The following is a 15,272-nucleotide window of genomic DNA, read 5'->3' as shown; positions in this document are numbered from 1 at the left end:
ATAAGGAGGGGCAGGGGTGGTTGGACCCGGGACTTTAACTCTCTAACTTTCTAACTCCTCAACTCCCAAACTCTCTACCTCCCAAACTCAAATCACTTCCTGTTATCGCCGCCGTGTAGTATGCTGAGGTAGCTTTCGTAGCGGGTGAGGGCGATCTCGTTTTTGCGCACAGCTTCTATGATGGCGCAGCCGGGTTCGTTGAAGTGGGTGCAGTTGTTGAAGCGGCACTGGTTCATGCGCTCGCGCATTTCCGGGAAGTAATGACCCAACTGGTTTTTTGGAATATCGACTATACCTAATTCCTTAATGCCCGGCGTATCGATGATGAAAGTTTCCGGATCTATTTCAAACATTTCGGCGAAGGTCGTGGTGTGCACGCCTTTGTCCGAAAAACCGGAAATTTCAGATGTTTTCAATTCCAGGTCGGGCACGATCAGGTTGATGAGCGTGGACTTGCCTACCCCGGAGTGGCCGGAAAACAACGTTGTTTTGCCGTGTAGCAGGTTTTTGAGGTCTTCCATCCCTTCGTTGGTGTGCGCCGAGATAGCCATGGTGGTATAACCAATATTCTGGTAGAGGTAGTTGATCTGGCGCTGGAACTCCTGCATATCCTCGTCGTAGAGGTCAGTTTTGTTATACACAATAACAGTCGGTATACCGTAGGCCTCAGCCGTCACCAGGAAGCGGTCCATGAAACCAAAGGAGGTACGGGGCGAAACCAGCGTAGCAATGAGCAGGGCCTGGTCCAGGTTGGCGGCTATGATGTGGGAGTAGGCTGTTTTATGGGTGGACTGCCGGATGATGTAGTTTTCGCGGTCTTCGATCTTATGGATCACGGCGGTGTCCTCGCCGGTCGTTTCCACATCAAACTCCACCCGGTCGCCTACGGCCAGCGGATTGCTCACCTTCATGCCTTTCAGCTTGAACTTACCGCGCAGGCGTGCCCGGTGCAACTTTCTTTCTTCGTCCCGCACCAGGTACCAAGATCCCGTAGATTTTACAACAACTCCTTTCATTCCGATGGTTTTAGCAGGCGTTTTATGTCTTTCATGACAATAGCAGTGGCGCCCGCCTGCTCTTGTACGTATTGTTTTTCCTTGGTGGTTATACTTTCGTAGCGCTCCTGTGAGGGGTATACCTGTGCAAAAGCTGCCAGCAACTCCTGCGCATCCTGCACCGGAAAAGCAGCACCCAACGCCACCAGATCTTTTGCTTCCTGGAACTTCTCAAACCGTGGCCCGAAGAACAGCGGCAATCCGAAAACAGCCGCTTCCAGCGTATTGTGCAGCCCTCTGCCAAAAGCCCCTCCGATATAAGCATACGTGCCGTAGCTGTAAAGCGAAGAGAGCATCCCGATGTTGTCGATCACCAGTACGCTATACCTGGTCGCTTCTGCGGCACTGGCTTTGGAGAAACGAACAGCACCTTCGCCCAGCTGCTGCATGAGCTGACTGATGCCGCTTTCGTGAATTTCGTGTGGCGCAATGATAAACTTGATGCTTTGCCGGTACTTCTGGAGGAGGGGCAATAAAATTTCTATGTCAGCGGGCCAGCTGCTGCCGACCATGAACACAGGCTGCCCCGCTGCAAAAGCCGCTACCACAGGTATAGTTTTCACAGTCGCTGCTGTCTGCAGCACCCGGTCAAAACGGGTGTCGCCGGCTACGCTGGCTTTGGCTATACCTATACCTTGCAGAAGCTTCAAGGAAGTTTCGTTTTGGGTATAGAGGTGCGTGAAGCGGCGCAACATGTTGCGGTTAAAGTCTCCGTAAGGCTTGAAGAACACCTGGTCCGGGCGAAAAATGGCCGAAATGGAAAGTACAGGTATAGCCCGCTGCTGCAGAGCCTGCAGGTAGTAGTGCCAGAATTCATACTTCACAAACACCGCCAGCCGGGGCTTTACAAGGTCCAGAAAGCGGTTGGCGTTGTGGTGGCTGTCAAGCGGCAGGTAGAAGATATAGTCAGCACCCGCGTAGTTTTTACGCACCTCGTAGCCCGAAGGAGAGAAGAAGGTCAGCACCACTTTATAATCCGGAAATTCCTCCCGGAATGCCTCAATCACCGGCCGGCCCTGCTCAAATTCTCCCAGCGAGGCACAATGAAACCACACCACCGGCGCCTGGTTACCCTGCAGTGCCTGTTGCATCCGCTCAAACTGCTGCTCGCGCCCCTGCCGCATGAGCTTTGCTTTCCCGTGGAAAGGAGCTGCCAGCGCAATGGCTGCCTGGTAAGCCTTCAGTCCGATGTCGTAGAGTAGTTTCAAAATGTATAGTTCTGGCTGTGACCTCACAGTGACTTCTAGACATGAAAGTGTCTTGGTGCTGATTTCACGCTGCAAATATAGCGTATTATGGAGGGATAGTGGTAAAGGGCTTTTACTTTGTGAAAGGGGTATGATAACTTGTTGAGTTAGATGGATATTGTATATTTGATAGGTTGAATATAAGTTGTGGATTTAGCCGATGGACATTAGGCTTAAATACCGATGCTCAAGCTTTACCAATTGCTAACAAAAGATTAGATGTTGAATTTAGAATAGGTATAAATTTTCATGCAAATACTTTACATTATTGGGAATGGATTCGACCTAAATTTAGGGTTGAAAACTAGTTACAAAGACTTTTATAACTATTACATTACTGTAGAATCCGATAATGTCAATGTTCAAAATTTAAAAGAAAATATTTCTAAAACATACGATAGCTGGTCGGATTTAGAATTGGCACTTGGGGATTACACCCAACACTTAGATAAAATAGAAGAACTTGATGATGTGTTGATTGATATTGGGGGAGAAGCTTTCTAAACATCTTTACCTTGAAGAACAGAAGCTTGAAAATTATGAAAGTGACCAGCGCAAATTTTTCAACTATTTAAGCTTTCCTGAAAGTGTATTCTTGCCAGCAGATAAGGAGAGGTTGATTGTACTTAACAGTAAATGGAGAGGCCATCATTGGAACTTAGATATCTATACTTTTAATTACACTACCGTAATTGAAAAAATAATAGGAGGTAAGGATAAAAATATTCTTCTCGCTAATCATACCAGTACAGCTACTGTCAGATTAGGTGAAGTAAAGCATATCCACGGTCTTTTAGACAATGATATGGTCATAGGTGTAAATGATAAATCTCAAATTTCAAATGAAAAATTTCACCATAATCGTGATATTTTAGAATCAATAGTGAAGAGCGAATGCAATCGAGCGAATAGAAACAACATTGATTCACATTTTACTAATAAGATAAATTCGGCAAACTTAATTTGTGTTTTTGGTTCTTCAATTGGAGATACTGACAATAAATGGTGGGAATTGATTGGCGAGAGACTTAAGTCGGATTGCCATCTGATTATTTTTTCTAGAGGTGCTGAAATTTCACCGAGAATACGCCATATGCAAGCACGAGCTGAAAGAACTCTAAGAAATTTTTTCTTAAGCAAGACAAAGCTGGCAGAAGAAGAAATGGAAGTTGTTGAAGAAAAGATTTTTATAGGGCTTAATACAGGAATGTTTGATGGAATCCTGAAAAAAAATGAAAAATAAGATAAAAGTTTGTTCTTACCGAGACGTTAAATAATTACTTTTATTGGCTTAATAATAGGTAATCACAGATTGCTACTTCATTTTCTTGCAGTCAAGCTTCGCATAGAGACTTACAACTATTTTTCAGCATGATGTTACAATCGATTGAAAAACACTTCTAGTAGAAAGCCCTGACCACTTCTCACAAACCTCACCACCCCCTTGGAAGGAATCTTCATCACCATTATCGATCTAACCGGAAACTTTGTGTTTGCCATAAGCGGCATAAGGCTGGCTTCGGGAAGAACATCGACTGGTTTGAGGCTTACATCATCGGGCTAGGGCTGTTCAAGGTGGTGGGTATCAGTAAAAGTCTGGAGGCGCAGCTGCCCTTCTAGGTGGCAATCGTGATGGGAGCTATTACAGCCTCGGTTGGTGAGCTCATCCGGGATGTACTGCAAAACGAAGTGCCGCTCCTGTTGCGCCGTAATATTTATGCGCTTGTTTGTGTAGCGGGCGGGCTCTTCTACTACCTGTGCACACAGCTCAACTTTTCGACGAGCATAACAGAACTGATGGCGGCTTTGGTCGTGATACTGGTGCGCGTAGTAGCTGAGAAGTTTAATATCCATTTGCCTGTCATGAGTCCTGTGAAGCCTGATGACAGGGAAGAACCCAACAAACTATAACACAAATATGTCTCTTACCATCCGCCCCATTCAGCCGTCCGACAACGAGCCACTGGCTATCTTAATCCGGCAGGTCTTCCGGGAGTTTAAGATCGACAAGCCCGGCACGGTGTATACCGACCCGACCACCGACGCTTTGTATGAGCTTTTTCAGCAGCCAGCCAGCGCCTACTTTGTGGCCGAAGTAGATGGCGAAATTGTAGGCGGTTGCGGCGTATACCCAACCGAAGGCCTGCCTAAAGGCTGTGCGGAATTGGTGAAGTTTTACCTCGCAGCCGAAGCCAGGGGCAAGGGCATTGGCAACCAACTGATGCAGCAAAGTATAGCGGCCGCCCGGGAGCTTGGCTACAAGCAGCTATACCTGGAGTCGTTTCCCGAACTGGCCAGGGCCGTGTCGATGTATGAGAAAGCAGGATTCAGGCGAATATCGCATGCACTAGGCAACTCCGGCCACTACGCCTGCAATATTTGGATGTTGAAGGACCTATAACAGTAAAGTAAGTTTGTATATAACGGCAGCATTTACACTGGCCGCCAATTAATTCAGCCTCAGGCTGGCAAACCTAAGCGAATATCCTGATGAGAATGACAGTTATACTGCGCATCCTGGTTATACCCTTGTAGAAAGTGTAGAAAGCCCTGCTTTTATACTTACAGGATTAATCTTATCTACATGAAGATACTTTTAGCCGTAGGGGCAGGAAGCTGTATTGGGGTGTCATGCGCTGCTTCTCTCCTAGTTTATTCAGACCCGCGTTACTGTTGCATTTCCGTTTGGCACCTTTGGTGGTAACCTGATCGGCTGCTTTTTGATGGGGCTGATCTTTGCGTTAGTCTCCAGGGGGGCACTGGGCGGTTCTACCACCTACTCTGCTTTCTCGCTGGAGTCGGTTTTCATGCTGCAGACAGAGCAGTACGGGCAGGCTGTACTTTACATGCTGGCAAGTGTGCAGTGGGGGTACTGGCTACATTTGCCGGGATATGGCTGGTCAAGCTGGCATAGCAGATCAGCCTAGTAAGCCTTCCATGTTTCTGAAAACCGAAACCATCTCCAGCCCTTTTTCCGACAAGGTATACTCTATGTGAAGGGGCTTCTCCTGCACCACAGTCTTCACCAGAATATCCGCCTCCTCCATCTCTTTCAGCGCCGTAGCCACCGACTGCTTGTTGGAGCCGGGCAACTGACGCAGCAGGCTGTTAAAACGCACCGGGCCATCCAGCGCCAGCCGGAAGATCTGGGGCTTCCATTTCCCGGAAAATTGCCTCAACATCCCTTCTGCTGGGCAGCTCGCATCTTCTTGTGAAAAATTGTTGGTAGTCATGTTTTTTTGACTAATTGACTCTCCCTACTTATATCCTGACCTTTGTAAAAGTAAGGTAAAACGGCCAGGAAGGCAAGGCATATAGCCTGCTTCTTCAAAACCGAAAGGCCCGCTTTTACCATGTTCAACGCAAAACCAGAATAGAAATGAAAGAGCAATCAAAAAATAACCTGCTGCTGTGCGATACCGAAACCGGTATTTGCGAGATGCCTGGTACACAGGCAACGACGGAAGACACCAACATAGCAGCTTCTAAAAAGCCGATCAAGCTGCTGTACTTTACCGACCCGATCTGCTCCTCGTGCTGGGGCATCGATCCGCAGCTCAAGAAACTGGCGCTGGAGTATGGTCACTACTTCGAGATAGAGTACCGCATGGGCGGGCTGCTGCCGAGCTGGGAAGCCTACGGTGGCCGCGACGTAAACGGCCCAGCCAGCGTGGCCCAGCACTGGGAAGAAGCCGGTGCCCACTACGAAATGCCGATAGACGGAGACCTGTGGCTGGAAGACCCGCTGCCCTCCTCTTACCCGCCTTCCATCGCCTTTAAAGCGGCGCAGCTGCAAGGCGAAGAAAAAGCCGTGAAGTTCCTGAGAAGAATAAAGGAGATGATCTTTCTGGAGAAGAAGAATATTGCCCGTTGGGAAAACCTGCAGCAGGCAGCCCTGGATACCGGCCTGGATGCCGCACAGCTCAAGGCGGACTATGAAGGCAAAGCGGTGCAGCTGTTCCAGCAAGATCTGGCGCTGGCCCGGCAACTAGGCGTGCGGGGCTTCCCGACGATCTTTGTGACAGACGAAGCCGATAACCGCATCCTGGTATACGGTTCGCGCCCTTACGAGCTTTATGAGCAGGCCCTGCTGCAGCTCCATCCGGAGGTGGTAAAGCAAACCATTGATACCGCCTATACCTCCCTTTTTGCCAATTACCCTACGCTCACGACCAAAGAGTTTGCCGTGCTGGCAGGTAAGAAAACGAGCGAAGCAGAAGCCTACCTGCAGGAACTGAGCGAGCAAGGCAGAATAGGGAAGCAAGCCTCTAAGAACGGTGCCTTGTGGAAGAAGTTCTAAGCGTTAACATAGTAACCTGAAGGTATAGGAGAGCCCCTGCAAGGGCTCTCCTATACCTTTTATAGGCCTGTTCCTCCAGCCCCGACTGCCTGTTTTTCGTACTACACGTACCTAAAAACAACAAGGAATATGAAAAAAGAGGAAGGATCGGGGAATGAGGAGAAGGCAGTACGGGTTGTGGTTTTTGACCTGAACGGAACCTTCTACAACAAGAGCTCCAAGGATGAATTCTTCAAGTTTGTCAGCGCTAAAAAACCGCACAAACTGGCCTATTATGCCCAGATGCTCTACTTCAAGCTGCTGCTGAAGACGCATCAGATCCGGCAAACCGAGTTCAAGGAGAACTTTTTCAACTACCTGGACAATCTGCCCCCGAAGCAGGTCGAGGCCTACGCCCGGGAGTTCTGGCAGCAGGAGTACCCGGGGGAGTTCAACCAGGAGATCAAACAGCGCCTGGACAAGCTGAAGAAGGAGGGGGTAAAGGTGATTTGTGCCACGGGCGCGCTGGAGATTTATGTGAAGCCCCTGTTTGAGCTATACCCGATAGATGAGTTCTTCGGGACCAAAGCCAACTATGTGGATAACACCTACCTGGTAGACGGGAAAGCCTGCAAAGCGGAAGAAAAAATAAAAAGACTGGATAAGCAATTTAACGGCAAGACCTACAAGATCATAGAAGCCTACTCCGACAGCAAGGAAGACATACTGGATCATGCAGAGAAAGCCTGGCTGGTGAAGAAAGGAAAGCTGGTGCCCTACGAGCGGAAGTAGCTTGCGCGAGAATAAAGTTTGGGGGGCACGTGTTGCCAAATATCTATATTGGCTTATATTTGAGAAACGTGAACCAGTATCAACCAACCTGAAAAATAACATGGCAGCTATCAACCCTTACCTGACCTTTGCCGGCAACTGCGAAGAGGCTTTTAATTTCTACAGATCCGTATTTGGCGGTGAGTTCCCGTATATGGGCCGCTTTAAGGACATGCCTTCTGAGCAACCCATTCCCGAGTCAGAAGGGAACAAGATCATGCACATCTCCCTGCCGATCAGCAAAGAAACTGTCCTGATGGGGAGCGATTCATCGGAGGCGTTCGGGCATGCGACTATCATGGGCAACAATTTTGCCATCTCCATCAATGCGGATAACGAAGAGGAAGCCAAGCGGCTGTTCGACGGTCTGTCAGCAGGTGGAACGGTAACCATGGCCCTCAACAAAACGTTCTGGGGCGCTCTGTTTGGGATGTTCACCGACAAGTTCGGGATACACTGGATGGTCAACTACGACTACGAACAATAGCACGCAGTTCTTTGTCTGCTATACCTGATAAAAAACAAAAAGCCCCTGCATGAGCAGGGGCTTTTTATGTATGCTGAAAATGCTTCTTAGTGAGCAGACTTGCCAGCCAGGTAGTTGGACACGCCTTCTTTTGTAGCCTGCATGGCTTCTTTGCCTTCTGACCAGTTGGCAGGGCAAACTTCGCCTTTCTCCTCAAAGTACTGCAGCGCATCCACCATGCGGATCGCCTCGTCGATAGAGCGGCCAAGTGGCAGGTCGTTTACAACCTGGTGACGCACTACACCTTCTTTGTCGATCAGGAACAGACCACGGTACGCCACCGGCTCACCTACAAAAGTCATTTCGCCTTCTTCGTTGTAGTCGTAGTGGCCGGCTAGTACGTCGAAGTTAGTAGAGATCGTCTTCGTAGCATCAGCTACCAGCGGGTACTCCACGCCTTCGATACCACCCTGGTTCTGAGGTGTGTTCAGCCATGCAAAGTGAGAAAAATGTGTATCGGTTGAGCAACCTACCACAGCTACATTCTTACGGTCGAACTCCGCCATTCTTTCCTGGAATGCGATGATCTCGGTAGGGCAAACGAAGGTGAAGTCCATTGGGTAGAAGTAGAAAATAACGTGCTTCTTGCCAATGTACTGCTCCAGAGAGAAGTCTTCTACGAATTCACCGTTTACTACTGCTGTTGCCTTAAATGAAGGTGCTTTTTTACCTACTAATACTGCCATTCTTATTGTGTGTTTTAATTTTAAAAAATCTATTTAGATACTCGTGAAATACTGATTTGCTTGTCCGGCTCTTTTTTGTTCCCTGTCAGCTGCACCGACAAAGCTTTGATTTCGAAGTTTTCCATGCTTCTCTTTTTAAAGAAATCCAGCAGCAGCTGGTCCAGCTCGGTGTCTTCGAAATCAATGATCTCTTTGGTGTTGCTGCAATAGATGTGGCTGTGGGCTACTGTATTGGGATCGTAGCGTTTGCCGCCTTCCTCTGTGAACACGCGGTTGATAAGGCCACTCTCCACAAAGGTATCGAGCGTTTTGTATACCGTACCCAGCGAGATGCTTGGGTTGGCAGGCTTCAGCCGCTGGTATACCTCTTCGGCTACCGGATGGTGTCCATGCAACTCTGTCACCGCTTCGAACACAACAATGCGCTGGTGCGTAGCTTTAAGACCGCACGTGGTCAGGCGTTGTCGTAATTCTTCCCGGGTCAGGTTTTGCATAAATACTAGATAATAATTATTCTTACTTGATAATATTTCCTGCAAAGGTAGGGTAAAAGGAATTGTTTCGCAAGCAAAGCTGCATTATCTTTCTGTAAAGGAGAAAACTAAGAAGGTTATAAGTGCTTGAGCAATAGCACAAAACCATCCAGAAATCTAAAGTATCCGGATGGTTTTGTGATGAGGGTGGAGTTCCCGCCAGGTATAGCGCAAGGTTAACCCAGCGTAACGTATGATATCTCTATACCTCTCTACCTCCTAAACTCTTAAAATCCTAAACTCCCTCTATCTTCCCTTAAACTCCGGCTTGCGTTTTTCCACAAAAGCGTTCATCCCTTCTGTCTGATCTTCGGAGGCGAAGCAGAGGTAAAAGTTCTTGCGCTCAAAGTGGAGGCCCTCGTCCAGCTGCGTTTCAAAAGAGCGGTTCACAGATTCTTTTGCCAGTCTGGCTGCGACTGGCGACATCTGGGCAATGTCAGCTGCCAGCCGGAAGGCTTCTTCCAGGTATAGCTCGACCGGCACCACGCGGTTGATGAGGCCCTGTTTTTCGGCTTCATCAGCCGACATAAACTTTCCGGTCAGCACCATTTCCATGGCTTTGGCCTTGCCGATGGCTTTGGTCAGGCGCTGGGTGCCGCCGGCTCCCGGCATGACCCCGATTTTGATCTCGGGCTGCCCGAACATAGCCGTTTCGGATGCGATGATCATGTCGCAGGTCATGGCCAGTTCACAGCCACCGCCGAGCGCGAATCCCGATACAGCCGCAATGATCGGCTTCTTGGTTTTCCGGATCTGGTCCCAGGTTGAGAACTGGTCCACGTTGAGCATGTCGATCGCCGTTTTGCCGGCCATCTGCTTGATGTCAGCGCCGGCTGCGAAGGCCCGTTCGTTGCCCGTGATGATGATCGTGCGCACCGCGTCATCCTCATCGAGCTGTTTGAGGGCATCGCGCAGTTCGCCCATCAGTTGCAGGTTGAGCGCGTTGAGTTCTTTGGGACGGTTGAGCTGGATGAGGGCGACATGTGGGCGCGCCTGTGGGGTTACCAGTATAAATTCCATAGTCAGGTCAAATTTGGTTTCGGTGAATTTACAGTTTTTAGGTATAGCACAAAAAGCCAGGCTCAATTGGCTAGCTCCGGCGCGGGAATTATTTCCGTGTCAAGGTATAACGTCGGGTTTGCAAAGCGCCTTCAAGGTATAGGGAAGCATCGCCGTTATATACAGGTATAGCAAAATCAAAGGGGAATGTTGGGCTCTGCGAGCCCGTTGAGTTACAAACTCAATTTTATACCTGATCACGAATCTGGAGATTCGCGCCAGTTGAATAATAGCATCAATTCCTCCGATTGGTAGAAAGCTACTTTACCTTACACACCACCTGAAACGTAGTTCTGGTGCGTTGCTCCAGCAGGACTTCCTTCCCGGTCAGGATTTCCTGCACGCTGTCGTTGTCGTAATTTTTGATCGTAAAAAGCTGCAGCTGCGTGTTGTAGTGTATGCTGAACTGGTCCTGCAGCGTATCGATCAGCTTTTGCAACCGCGCCTCATGCAGGTCGGTGCAGATGGAGAACGAGATGGCCGAGTTCTGCATCAGGTTGATCTTGATACGAAGCTCCGATAGGGCATTGAAAATGGTGCCCAGGTTTTTTTCGCTGATGAAGGCAAAATCTTTGGCACTGAAAGAAACCAGGCATTGCTCGTCTTTGACAATGTAAGCCGGAGCCATTACCTCAAACCGGCAGTCGCATATTTTGGTGCCTTCGCCGGCAGGGTTCAGGAAAGACTTCACATACAGGGGTATGTGCTTGTTGGCCAGCGGCTTTATGGTTTTGGGGTGTATGACGGAGGCACCGTAGTAAGCCATTTCCACGGTTTCCTGGTAAGAAAGCTCGGGGTAACGCACGGTACGGGCAAAGCGTTTGGGGTCCGCGTTGAGCAGTCCTTCCACGTCCTTCCAGATATAGAGCCCCTCGGCATCCAGGCAGTAGGCAAAGATGGCGCCACTGAAGTCTGATCCTTCACGCCCCAGGGTAGTGGTTAAACCGTTGTTGGTTCCGCCCAGGAACCCCTGCGTAACGATCAGCTGGTGTTGCAGAATGGCCGGTAGATCGCGCTTCATAACACGTTCCGTCCAGGCCCAGTCTACCTTCGCTTCGCGCCAGGTATTTTCAGTCTGAATATATTTTCTGCTATCGATCCAGGTGTTTGTCAGATCCTCCTGCAGCAGGTAGTAATGCACTATGGTAGAAGATATTAACTCGCCGTAACTCACCACCTGATCATACAGCTGATCATAGTTGCCACTTGTGAGCTCCGCAATCGTTTGCAATTGATGCTGCAGTTGGGAAAACAGAAGATCGAGGCGCCCGTATATAGGGTTTTCCTGTTGAGGAAAAAGCTCTTGCACGATAGCGGAATGGTATAACTGGCACTGGCTGAGGGCAGGTCCGAAGTCCTGTTTCCGGAAAGCCAGGTCGTATACCTGCTCCAGGGCATTGGTCGTTTTACCCATGGCGGAGATCACCAGCAGCAGTTGTTGCCTTCCGCCATAGTTTTGCACGATATGGGCCAGGTTGCGCAGGGCATCGGCGCTTTTGACAGAGGCACCTCCAAACTTGTATACTTTCATCATTTTTGACTCTTGCAGCGTAAATGTAAGTATCCTTCGGTTATGTATCAAAAAGTTATATTTTTGTTGCTATATATTTAATTTTCGCCATATGAATGACAAACTAGCGCTCCCTGTCGGCACAACGCTTGATAGGTTTATAATGAGAAAACAGGAAGATTTTCCTTTTGCTACCGGAGAGCTGTCGCAGTTGCTGCGCGACATAGCGCTGGCTGCCAAAATCGTAAACCGTGAAATTAACCGTGCCGGCCTGATGGATGTTTCCGGGGCCTACGGGCAGCAGAACGTTCAGGGCGAGGATCAGCAGAAACTGGACGTCATTGCCAACATCCGCTTTATACGTGCTTTGCGCAACGGAGGCGAGGTCTGCACGATCATCTCGGAAGAAGAAGACGAGATCATTCATACCGGCAACACCAGAGGGAAATATATTGTAGCCATCGATCCGCTCGATGGTTCCTCCAACATAGATGTGAACGTTTCGATCGGTACTATATTCTCTATTTACCGCCGGCTTTCCAATGTAGGCGAAGAAGGCACAGAAGCGGATTGCCTGCAGAACGGCACTCACCAGATCGCTGCCGGCTACATCGTGTACGGATCCTCTACGATGCTCGTGTACACGACCGGGCATGGGGTAAACGGCTTTACGTATGAGCCTTCGCTGGGCGAGTTTTTCCTGTCCCACCCGAACATGACCACACCCAAAACCGGCACCATCTACTCCTGCAACGAAGGCGGCTATAACAGCTTTCCGGAAGGTATCAAAAACTACCTGTCCTACTGCAAGGAGAATGACTACAGCGGCCGCTACATTGGCTCATTGGTGGCAGATTTCCACCGGAACATGATCAAGGGAGGCGTATACATTTACCCGGCTACGGCAAAGTCGCCGAACGGAAAACTCCGGCTGTTGTATGAGTGCAACCCGCTGGCTTTTATCGTAGAGCAGGCCGGTGGCAAGGCATCGGACGGTAACAGAAGAATTATGGAGGTGGAGCCCACCGAACTGCACCAGCGGTCCCCGCTCATCCTGGGTTCTGCCGATATGGTGGATATGGTGGAGAAATTTATGCATGCTGAAGTCAGCTTGCAGGCAAACTAATTCTGACTATACCGGAAGCGGGTCTGCGCCTTCTGCAGTTCCCGCTTTATGATCAGGCGGGCAATGTTGCCGGCCACTGCCTCTTCGCTTTCTGCCAGCATGGCCTGTTTTACCTGCTGTTCCTCCACATCGATCCGGTACAGGATATGCAGCAGGTGGTTGAGATTGCGGCGGAGCAGATGCTGTACCATGCGCGCCACGTGCCGGTGCAGTTCTTCTTCATCAGCCGCCTGCAGGTCGTCTGCTTCGAAGACACGTTGTAGTTGCCTGGCTGCACTGGAGAGTAGAGCAGGAGGGTAAGCCATAAGCTGAGTTATAGTTTTGTTAGGATACAGAAAGAAAAAAAAGCCCTCGTATGACGGAGGGCTTTTTCTATTTGAGCTATTTCTTGGTCTTCTTCGCCTTTGATTTCGTATCGGCTTCTTTCTCAGTTTCCTCGCTCTCTCCGGCCTTGTCCGCTTCCGGTGCTTCTTCCCCTGCTGTAAACTCCATGTGCTTGTTTACAATCAGGTACCAGCTGGCAAGCTTTTTCATGTCCGAAATATACACGCGCTCATCGTCATAGTCCGGCAGTACTGCTGCCATAAAGCTCTTGAGTTCATCATCAGATGGTTTTTCGCTGAGCGGCAGGTCGCTGTTGTACTTCTGGTGAATGCGGTCAAATACCTCCGCCAGGGGCACAGTCGCCTCCTCATCGGTCGTATAGATGGAGATTTCGTCCAGCAACGACAGTCGGTGACGTGCCTGGGCTACCAGGCGGGTTGGGTTTTCAGAAAGGCTTTCAACGATCACGCCATTACGTGTTGGCTTTACGATGCGGTAAAGACCGCTCATGCCGGCAATGGCAGCAACTTGTCTTAAATCAATAGGCATAATAAGGTATAAAAACTGTTGGTTATAGTTTGAATGCAATCGGCAAACTGACTACCATGCCGAAGCCGGGGCCAGGAGCCTTGAATTTTAAAAGCTGTGCAATGCGCTGTGCCTCCTCTCCGGTGCCTGCGCCCGCATTTTTCAATATTTTAAACCCGGAAGTAGAGCCATCCTCATTCAGGGTGAAGCTGATGATACACTCTCCCTGCACGCGGTTGCGCCGGGCCATAGCCGGGTAGTTCAACTGCTTGTCAATGAAGGTATACATGGCTTCCTGTCCGCCAGGATAATACTCCGCTACCGGAATGGGCTTGGACGGCATCCAGACCTTGTCTTCTTTGGGCTCCTGCTTGGCAACTGCTGTCTGGGCAGTGGCGGTGAAGGATACGAAGGCAAATAAAAGAAACAAAATTGAGATTTTACTTTTCATAAGGGGAAACAATTTAAGTGTGAGTGTACCTGGGCACCCTCTGACCCGAATTGCATGCCCTGTGCACCAGTCGCTTAGCCCTCGACCTGCGCGTTTACCTCCTCTATGAAGTTGAGTATCTCATCGCGCCCGGTTCTGTCTACTGCTGACGTTTTGAACATGCGTGGCAATTCGTCCCAGGTTTCCTGCATCTTACGCGCGTAGGCTGCTATGGTTGAGTCTGTCTTAGCAGCCGACTGCTTGTCCATTTTGGTAAACACCAGTACAAAAGGAACGCCAAGATTGCCGAGGTAATTAATAAAGTCCAGGTCCACCTTCATCGGCTCGTGGCGCGAGTCGATCAGCACGAATACGCAGGTGAGGTTCTCCCGCTTCATCAGGTAATAGTTGATCATCTTGCGCCACTGCTCCCGCGACTCTTTGCCCACTTTGGCGTAGCCATAGCCGGGTAAGTCGACCAGGTACCATTGGTTGTTGATCAGGAAGTGGTTGATCAGCTGTGTTTTGCCCGGCGTCTGGGAGGTCTTGGCCAGGCTTTTTTGCTCGGTGAGCATGTTGATGAGCGACGACTTGCCTACGTTGGAGCGCCCGATAAAGGCATATTCCGGTTTGGTGGCTTCGGGGCAGAGGTCCACCCGCGTATTGCTCACTAAAAATTTTGCCTCTTTAATAACCATACTGTAGCATGCTTGGGCCTTGCCCGAATGAGCTTTTGAGAGCTTTCGCGACAGGGCTATAGTTTCAGATTGATGTACGGCTTCAGGCACCGGGCGGCAAAGCCGTACACTGTTAGCTTCAAATTTACCATTATTTTATGAACATACAGTTAAAGCCGCTGCCGGTCTGTTAGGTACTCGCTGCTATCGCCAGCTATACCTGACGCCCGGCTGAAGCCAACGAAGGAACGGTAGTGGTTTTGGAGGAGGTATACCTTCCTCCAAACACAGGAAGCAGGGTTCAAAAGGTGATGTCCCGCGTGCAAACGAGGTATGCTTGCTACAGGAGGAACTAAGAATGAGCTGATTTCAAATCCAGGCGAACTCCTTTTATCCCGGGAACCAATGATAAAGCGTCTGCAAATTTTACTATCTTTAATAAAAAATATACAGTGTAGTGT

20 protein-coding genes are annotated in these 15,272 nt (G+C 49.5%); 9 read left to right on the top strand and 11 right to left on the bottom strand.

Going from position 1 to position 15,272, the window contains the following annotated elements:
• Nucleotides 1-92 precede the first annotated feature (92 nt).
• Both rsgA and OB13_RS19680 read right to left on the bottom strand, forming a co-directional pair.
• The gene (gene rsgA / locus OB13_RS19685) at nt 93-1,016 is read right to left on the bottom strand and encodes a ribosome small subunit-dependent GTPase A (RefSeq protein ID WP_461491891.1); all 924 of its coding nucleotides are present in this window, start codon (nt 1,014-1,016) and stop codon (nt 93-95) included.
• Nucleotides 1,013-2,263 (bottom strand): 3-deoxy-D-manno-octulosonic acid transferase, encoded by a 1,251-nt coding sequence (locus OB13_RS19680; RefSeq protein ID WP_461491890.1) that lies wholly within the window; start codon nt 2,261-2,263, stop codon nt 1,013-1,015. The genes rsgA and OB13_RS19680 overlap by 4 nt, the downstream gene beginning before the upstream one ends.
• Nucleotides 2,264-2,551: 288 nt before the next feature.
• Between OB13_RS19680 and OB13_RS19675 the strand changes: the two genes are divergently transcribed.
• From OB13_RS19675 to OB13_RS19655, 5 genes are all read left to right on the top strand, one after another.
• Nucleotides 2,552-2,806, top strand: coding sequence for an AbiH family protein (locus OB13_RS19675; protein ID WP_461491889.1), 255 nt, complete (start codon nt 2,552-2,554; stop codon nt 2,804-2,806).
• Entirely contained in the window at nt 2,787-3,545 is a 759-nt protein-coding gene (locus tag OB13_RS19670; protein ID WP_461491888.1) for an AbiH family protein, read from the top strand. Before OB13_RS19675 ends, OB13_RS19670 begins: the two co-directional genes overlap by 20 nt.
• A 389-nt stretch (nt 3,546-3,934) precedes the next feature.
• Entirely contained in the window at nt 3,935-4,213 is a 279-nt protein-coding gene (locus tag OB13_RS19665) for a trimeric intracellular cation channel family protein (RefSeq protein ID WP_461491887.1), read from the top strand.
• Nucleotides 4,214-4,220: 7 nt separating this feature from the next.
• On the top strand, nt 4,221-4,703 hold the full coding sequence (locus OB13_RS19660) for a GNAT family N-acetyltransferase (protein WP_461491886.1): 483 nt from the start codon (nt 4,221-4,223) through the stop codon (nt 4,701-4,703).
• A 253-nt stretch (nt 4,704-4,956) separates the two neighbouring features.
• Nucleotides 4,957-5,229 carry a fluoride efflux transporter FluC gene (locus tag OB13_RS19655; RefSeq protein ID WP_461491892.1) on the top strand — a complete coding sequence of 91 codons (273 nt, stop codon included), beginning with the start codon at nt 4,957-4,959 and terminating at the stop codon, nt 5,227-5,229.
• Here the strand turns inward: OB13_RS19655 and OB13_RS19650 are convergent.
• Complete coding sequence (locus OB13_RS19650) at nt 5,221-5,535, bottom strand: winged helix-turn-helix transcriptional regulator (protein WP_461491885.1); 315 nt, start codon at nt 5,533-5,535, stop codon at nt 5,221-5,223. The genes OB13_RS19655 and OB13_RS19650 overlap by 9 nt on opposite strands.
• 146 nt (nt 5,536-5,681) lie before the next feature.
• On the opposite strand from OB13_RS19650, the gene OB13_RS19645 reads away from it, so the two are divergent.
• The 3 genes from OB13_RS19645 (at nt 5,682) to OB13_RS19635 (ending at nt 7,899) form a co-directional block, all read left to right on the top strand.
• Complete coding sequence (locus tag OB13_RS19645) at nt 5,682-6,602, top strand: ClpXP adapter SpxH family protein (RefSeq protein ID WP_461491884.1); 921 nt, start codon at nt 5,682-5,684, stop codon at nt 6,600-6,602.
• A gap of 129 nt (nt 6,603-6,731) precedes the next feature.
• Nucleotides 6,732-7,373: an HAD family hydrolase gene (locus OB13_RS19640; protein ID WP_461491883.1), complete on the top strand. Its 642-nt coding sequence runs from the start codon at nt 6,732-6,734 to the stop codon at nt 7,371-7,373.
• Nucleotides 7,374-7,473: 100 nt separating this feature from the next.
• The gene (locus OB13_RS19635; RefSeq protein ID WP_461491882.1) at nt 7,474-7,899 is read left to right on the top strand and encodes a VOC family protein; all 426 of its coding nucleotides are present in this window, start codon (nt 7,474-7,476) and stop codon (nt 7,897-7,899) included.
• An 86-nt stretch (nt 7,900-7,985) separates the two neighbouring features.
• On the opposite strand, the gene OB13_RS19630 is transcribed toward OB13_RS19635, so the two are convergent.
• The 4 genes from OB13_RS19630 to OB13_RS19615 all read right to left on the bottom strand — a co-directional run bounded on the left by OB13_RS19630 (nt 7,986) and on the right by OB13_RS19615 (nt 11,750).
• Entirely contained in the window at nt 7,986-8,624 is a 639-nt protein-coding gene (locus tag OB13_RS19630; protein ID WP_461491881.1) for a redoxin domain-containing protein, read from the bottom strand.
• Between the two features lie 29 nt (nt 8,625-8,653).
• Nucleotides 8,654-9,118 carry a Fur family transcriptional regulator gene (locus OB13_RS19625; protein ID WP_461491880.1) on the bottom strand — a complete coding sequence of 155 codons (465 nt, stop codon included), beginning with the start codon at nt 9,116-9,118 and terminating at the stop codon, nt 8,654-8,656.
• A gap of 285 nt (nt 9,119-9,403) precedes the next feature.
• Nucleotides 9,404-10,177 carry an enoyl-CoA hydratase-related protein gene (locus tag OB13_RS19620; protein WP_461491879.1) on the bottom strand — a complete coding sequence of 258 codons (774 nt, stop codon included), beginning with the start codon at nt 10,175-10,177 and terminating at the stop codon, nt 9,404-9,406.
• A 298-nt stretch (nt 10,178-10,475) separates the two neighbouring features.
• Nucleotides 10,476-11,750 (bottom strand): aspartate kinase, encoded by a 1,275-nt coding sequence (locus OB13_RS19615; protein WP_461491878.1) that lies wholly within the window; start codon nt 11,748-11,750, stop codon nt 10,476-10,478.
• An 88-nt stretch (nt 11,751-11,838) separates the two neighbouring features.
• On the opposite strand from OB13_RS19615, the gene fbp reads away from it, so the two are divergent.
• Complete coding sequence (gene fbp / locus OB13_RS19610; protein WP_461491877.1) at nt 11,839-12,852, top strand: class 1 fructose-bisphosphatase; 1,014 nt, start codon at nt 11,839-11,841, stop codon at nt 12,850-12,852.
• Here fbp and OB13_RS19605 read toward each other — a convergent pair.
• From OB13_RS19605 to yihA, 4 genes are all read right to left on the bottom strand, one after another.
• Nucleotides 12,849-13,157 (bottom strand): hypothetical protein, encoded by a 309-nt coding sequence (locus tag OB13_RS19605; RefSeq protein ID WP_461491876.1) that lies wholly within the window; start codon nt 13,155-13,157, stop codon nt 12,849-12,851. The genes fbp and OB13_RS19605 overlap by 4 nt on opposite strands.
• Before the next feature lie 76 nt (nt 13,158-13,233).
• Nucleotides 13,234-13,725 (bottom strand): DUF5606 family protein, encoded by a 492-nt coding sequence (locus tag OB13_RS19600; protein ID WP_461491875.1) that lies wholly within the window; start codon nt 13,723-13,725, stop codon nt 13,234-13,236.
• A gap of 22 nt (nt 13,726-13,747) precedes the next feature.
• The gene (locus OB13_RS19595; RefSeq protein WP_461491874.1) at nt 13,748-14,155 is read right to left on the bottom strand and encodes an energy transducer TonB; all 408 of its coding nucleotides are present in this window, start codon (nt 14,153-14,155) and stop codon (nt 13,748-13,750) included.
• Nucleotides 14,156-14,229: 74 nt separating this feature from the next.
• A complete protein-coding gene (yihA, locus tag OB13_RS19590) occupies nt 14,230-14,832 on the bottom strand; it encodes a ribosome biogenesis GTP-binding protein YihA/YsxC (protein WP_461491873.1) in 603 nt (200 codons plus the stop codon).
• Nucleotides 14,833-15,272: the final 440 nt, after the last annotated feature.

It is taken from the genome of Pontibacter sp. HJ8 (assembly GCF_054824225.1).
The sequence above is the reverse complement of the archived record's forward strand: the minus strand, read 5'-3'. Positions and strand labels throughout refer to the sequence as shown.

What these genes read in the sequence shown, in the direction of transcription:
- OB13_RS19650 (WP_461491885.1), bottom strand. Translation starts at nt 5,535, where the DNA reads ATGACTACCAACAATTTTTCACAAGAAGATGCGAGCTGCCCAGCAGAA.
- OB13_RS19640 (WP_461491883.1), top strand. Translation starts at nt 6,732, where the DNA reads ATGAAAAAAGAGGAAGGATCGGGGAATGAGGAGAAGGCAGTACGGGTT.
- OB13_RS19665 (WP_461491887.1), top strand. Translation starts at nt 3,935, where the DNA reads ATGGGAGCTATTACAGCCTCGGTTGGTGAGCTCATCCGGGATGTACTG.
- OB13_RS19595 (WP_461491874.1), bottom strand. Translation starts at nt 14,155, where the DNA reads ATGAAAAGTAAAATCTCAATTTTGTTTCTTTTATTTGCCTTCGTATCC.
- OB13_RS19605 (WP_461491876.1), bottom strand. Translation starts at nt 13,157, where the DNA reads ATGGCTTACCCTCCTGCTCTACTCTCCAGTGCAGCCAGGCAACTACAA.
- OB13_RS19625 (WP_461491880.1), bottom strand. Translation starts at nt 9,118, where the DNA reads ATGCAAAACCTGACCCGGGAAGAATTACGACAACGCCTGACCACGTGC.
- OB13_RS19630 (WP_461491881.1), bottom strand. Translation starts at nt 8,624, where the DNA reads ATGGCAGTATTAGTAGGTAAAAAAGCACCTTCATTTAAGGCAACAGCA.
- OB13_RS19645 (WP_461491884.1), top strand. Translation starts at nt 5,682, where the DNA reads ATGAAAGAGCAATCAAAAAATAACCTGCTGCTGTGCGATACCGAAACC.
- fbp (WP_461491877.1), top strand. Translation starts at nt 11,839, where the DNA reads ATGAATGACAAACTAGCGCTCCCTGTCGGCACAACGCTTGATAGGTTT.
- OB13_RS19620 (WP_461491879.1), bottom strand. Translation starts at nt 10,177, where the DNA reads ATGGAATTTATACTGGTAACCCCACAGGCGCGCCCACATGTCGCCCTC.
- OB13_RS19600 (WP_461491875.1), bottom strand. Translation starts at nt 13,725, where the DNA reads ATGCCTATTGATTTAAGACAAGTTGCTGCCATTGCCGGCATGAGCGGT.
- OB13_RS19615 (WP_461491878.1), bottom strand. Translation starts at nt 11,750, where the DNA reads ATGATGAAAGTATACAAGTTTGGAGGTGCCTCTGTCAAAAGCGCCGAT.
- OB13_RS19635 (WP_461491882.1), top strand. Translation starts at nt 7,474, where the DNA reads ATGGCAGCTATCAACCCTTACCTGACCTTTGCCGGCAACTGCGAAGAG.
- yihA (WP_461491873.1), bottom strand. Translation starts at nt 14,832, where the DNA reads ATGGTTATTAAAGAGGCAAAATTTTTAGTGAGCAATACGCGGGTGGAC.
- OB13_RS19660 (WP_461491886.1), top strand. Translation starts at nt 4,221, where the DNA reads ATGTCTCTTACCATCCGCCCCATTCAGCCGTCCGACAACGAGCCACTG.
- rsgA (WP_461491891.1), bottom strand. Translation starts at nt 1,016, where the DNA reads ATGAAAGGAGTTGTTGTAAAATCTACGGGATCTTGGTACCTGGTGCGG.
- OB13_RS19675 (WP_461491889.1), top strand. Translation starts at nt 2,552, where the DNA reads ATGCAAATACTTTACATTATTGGGAATGGATTCGACCTAAATTTAGGG.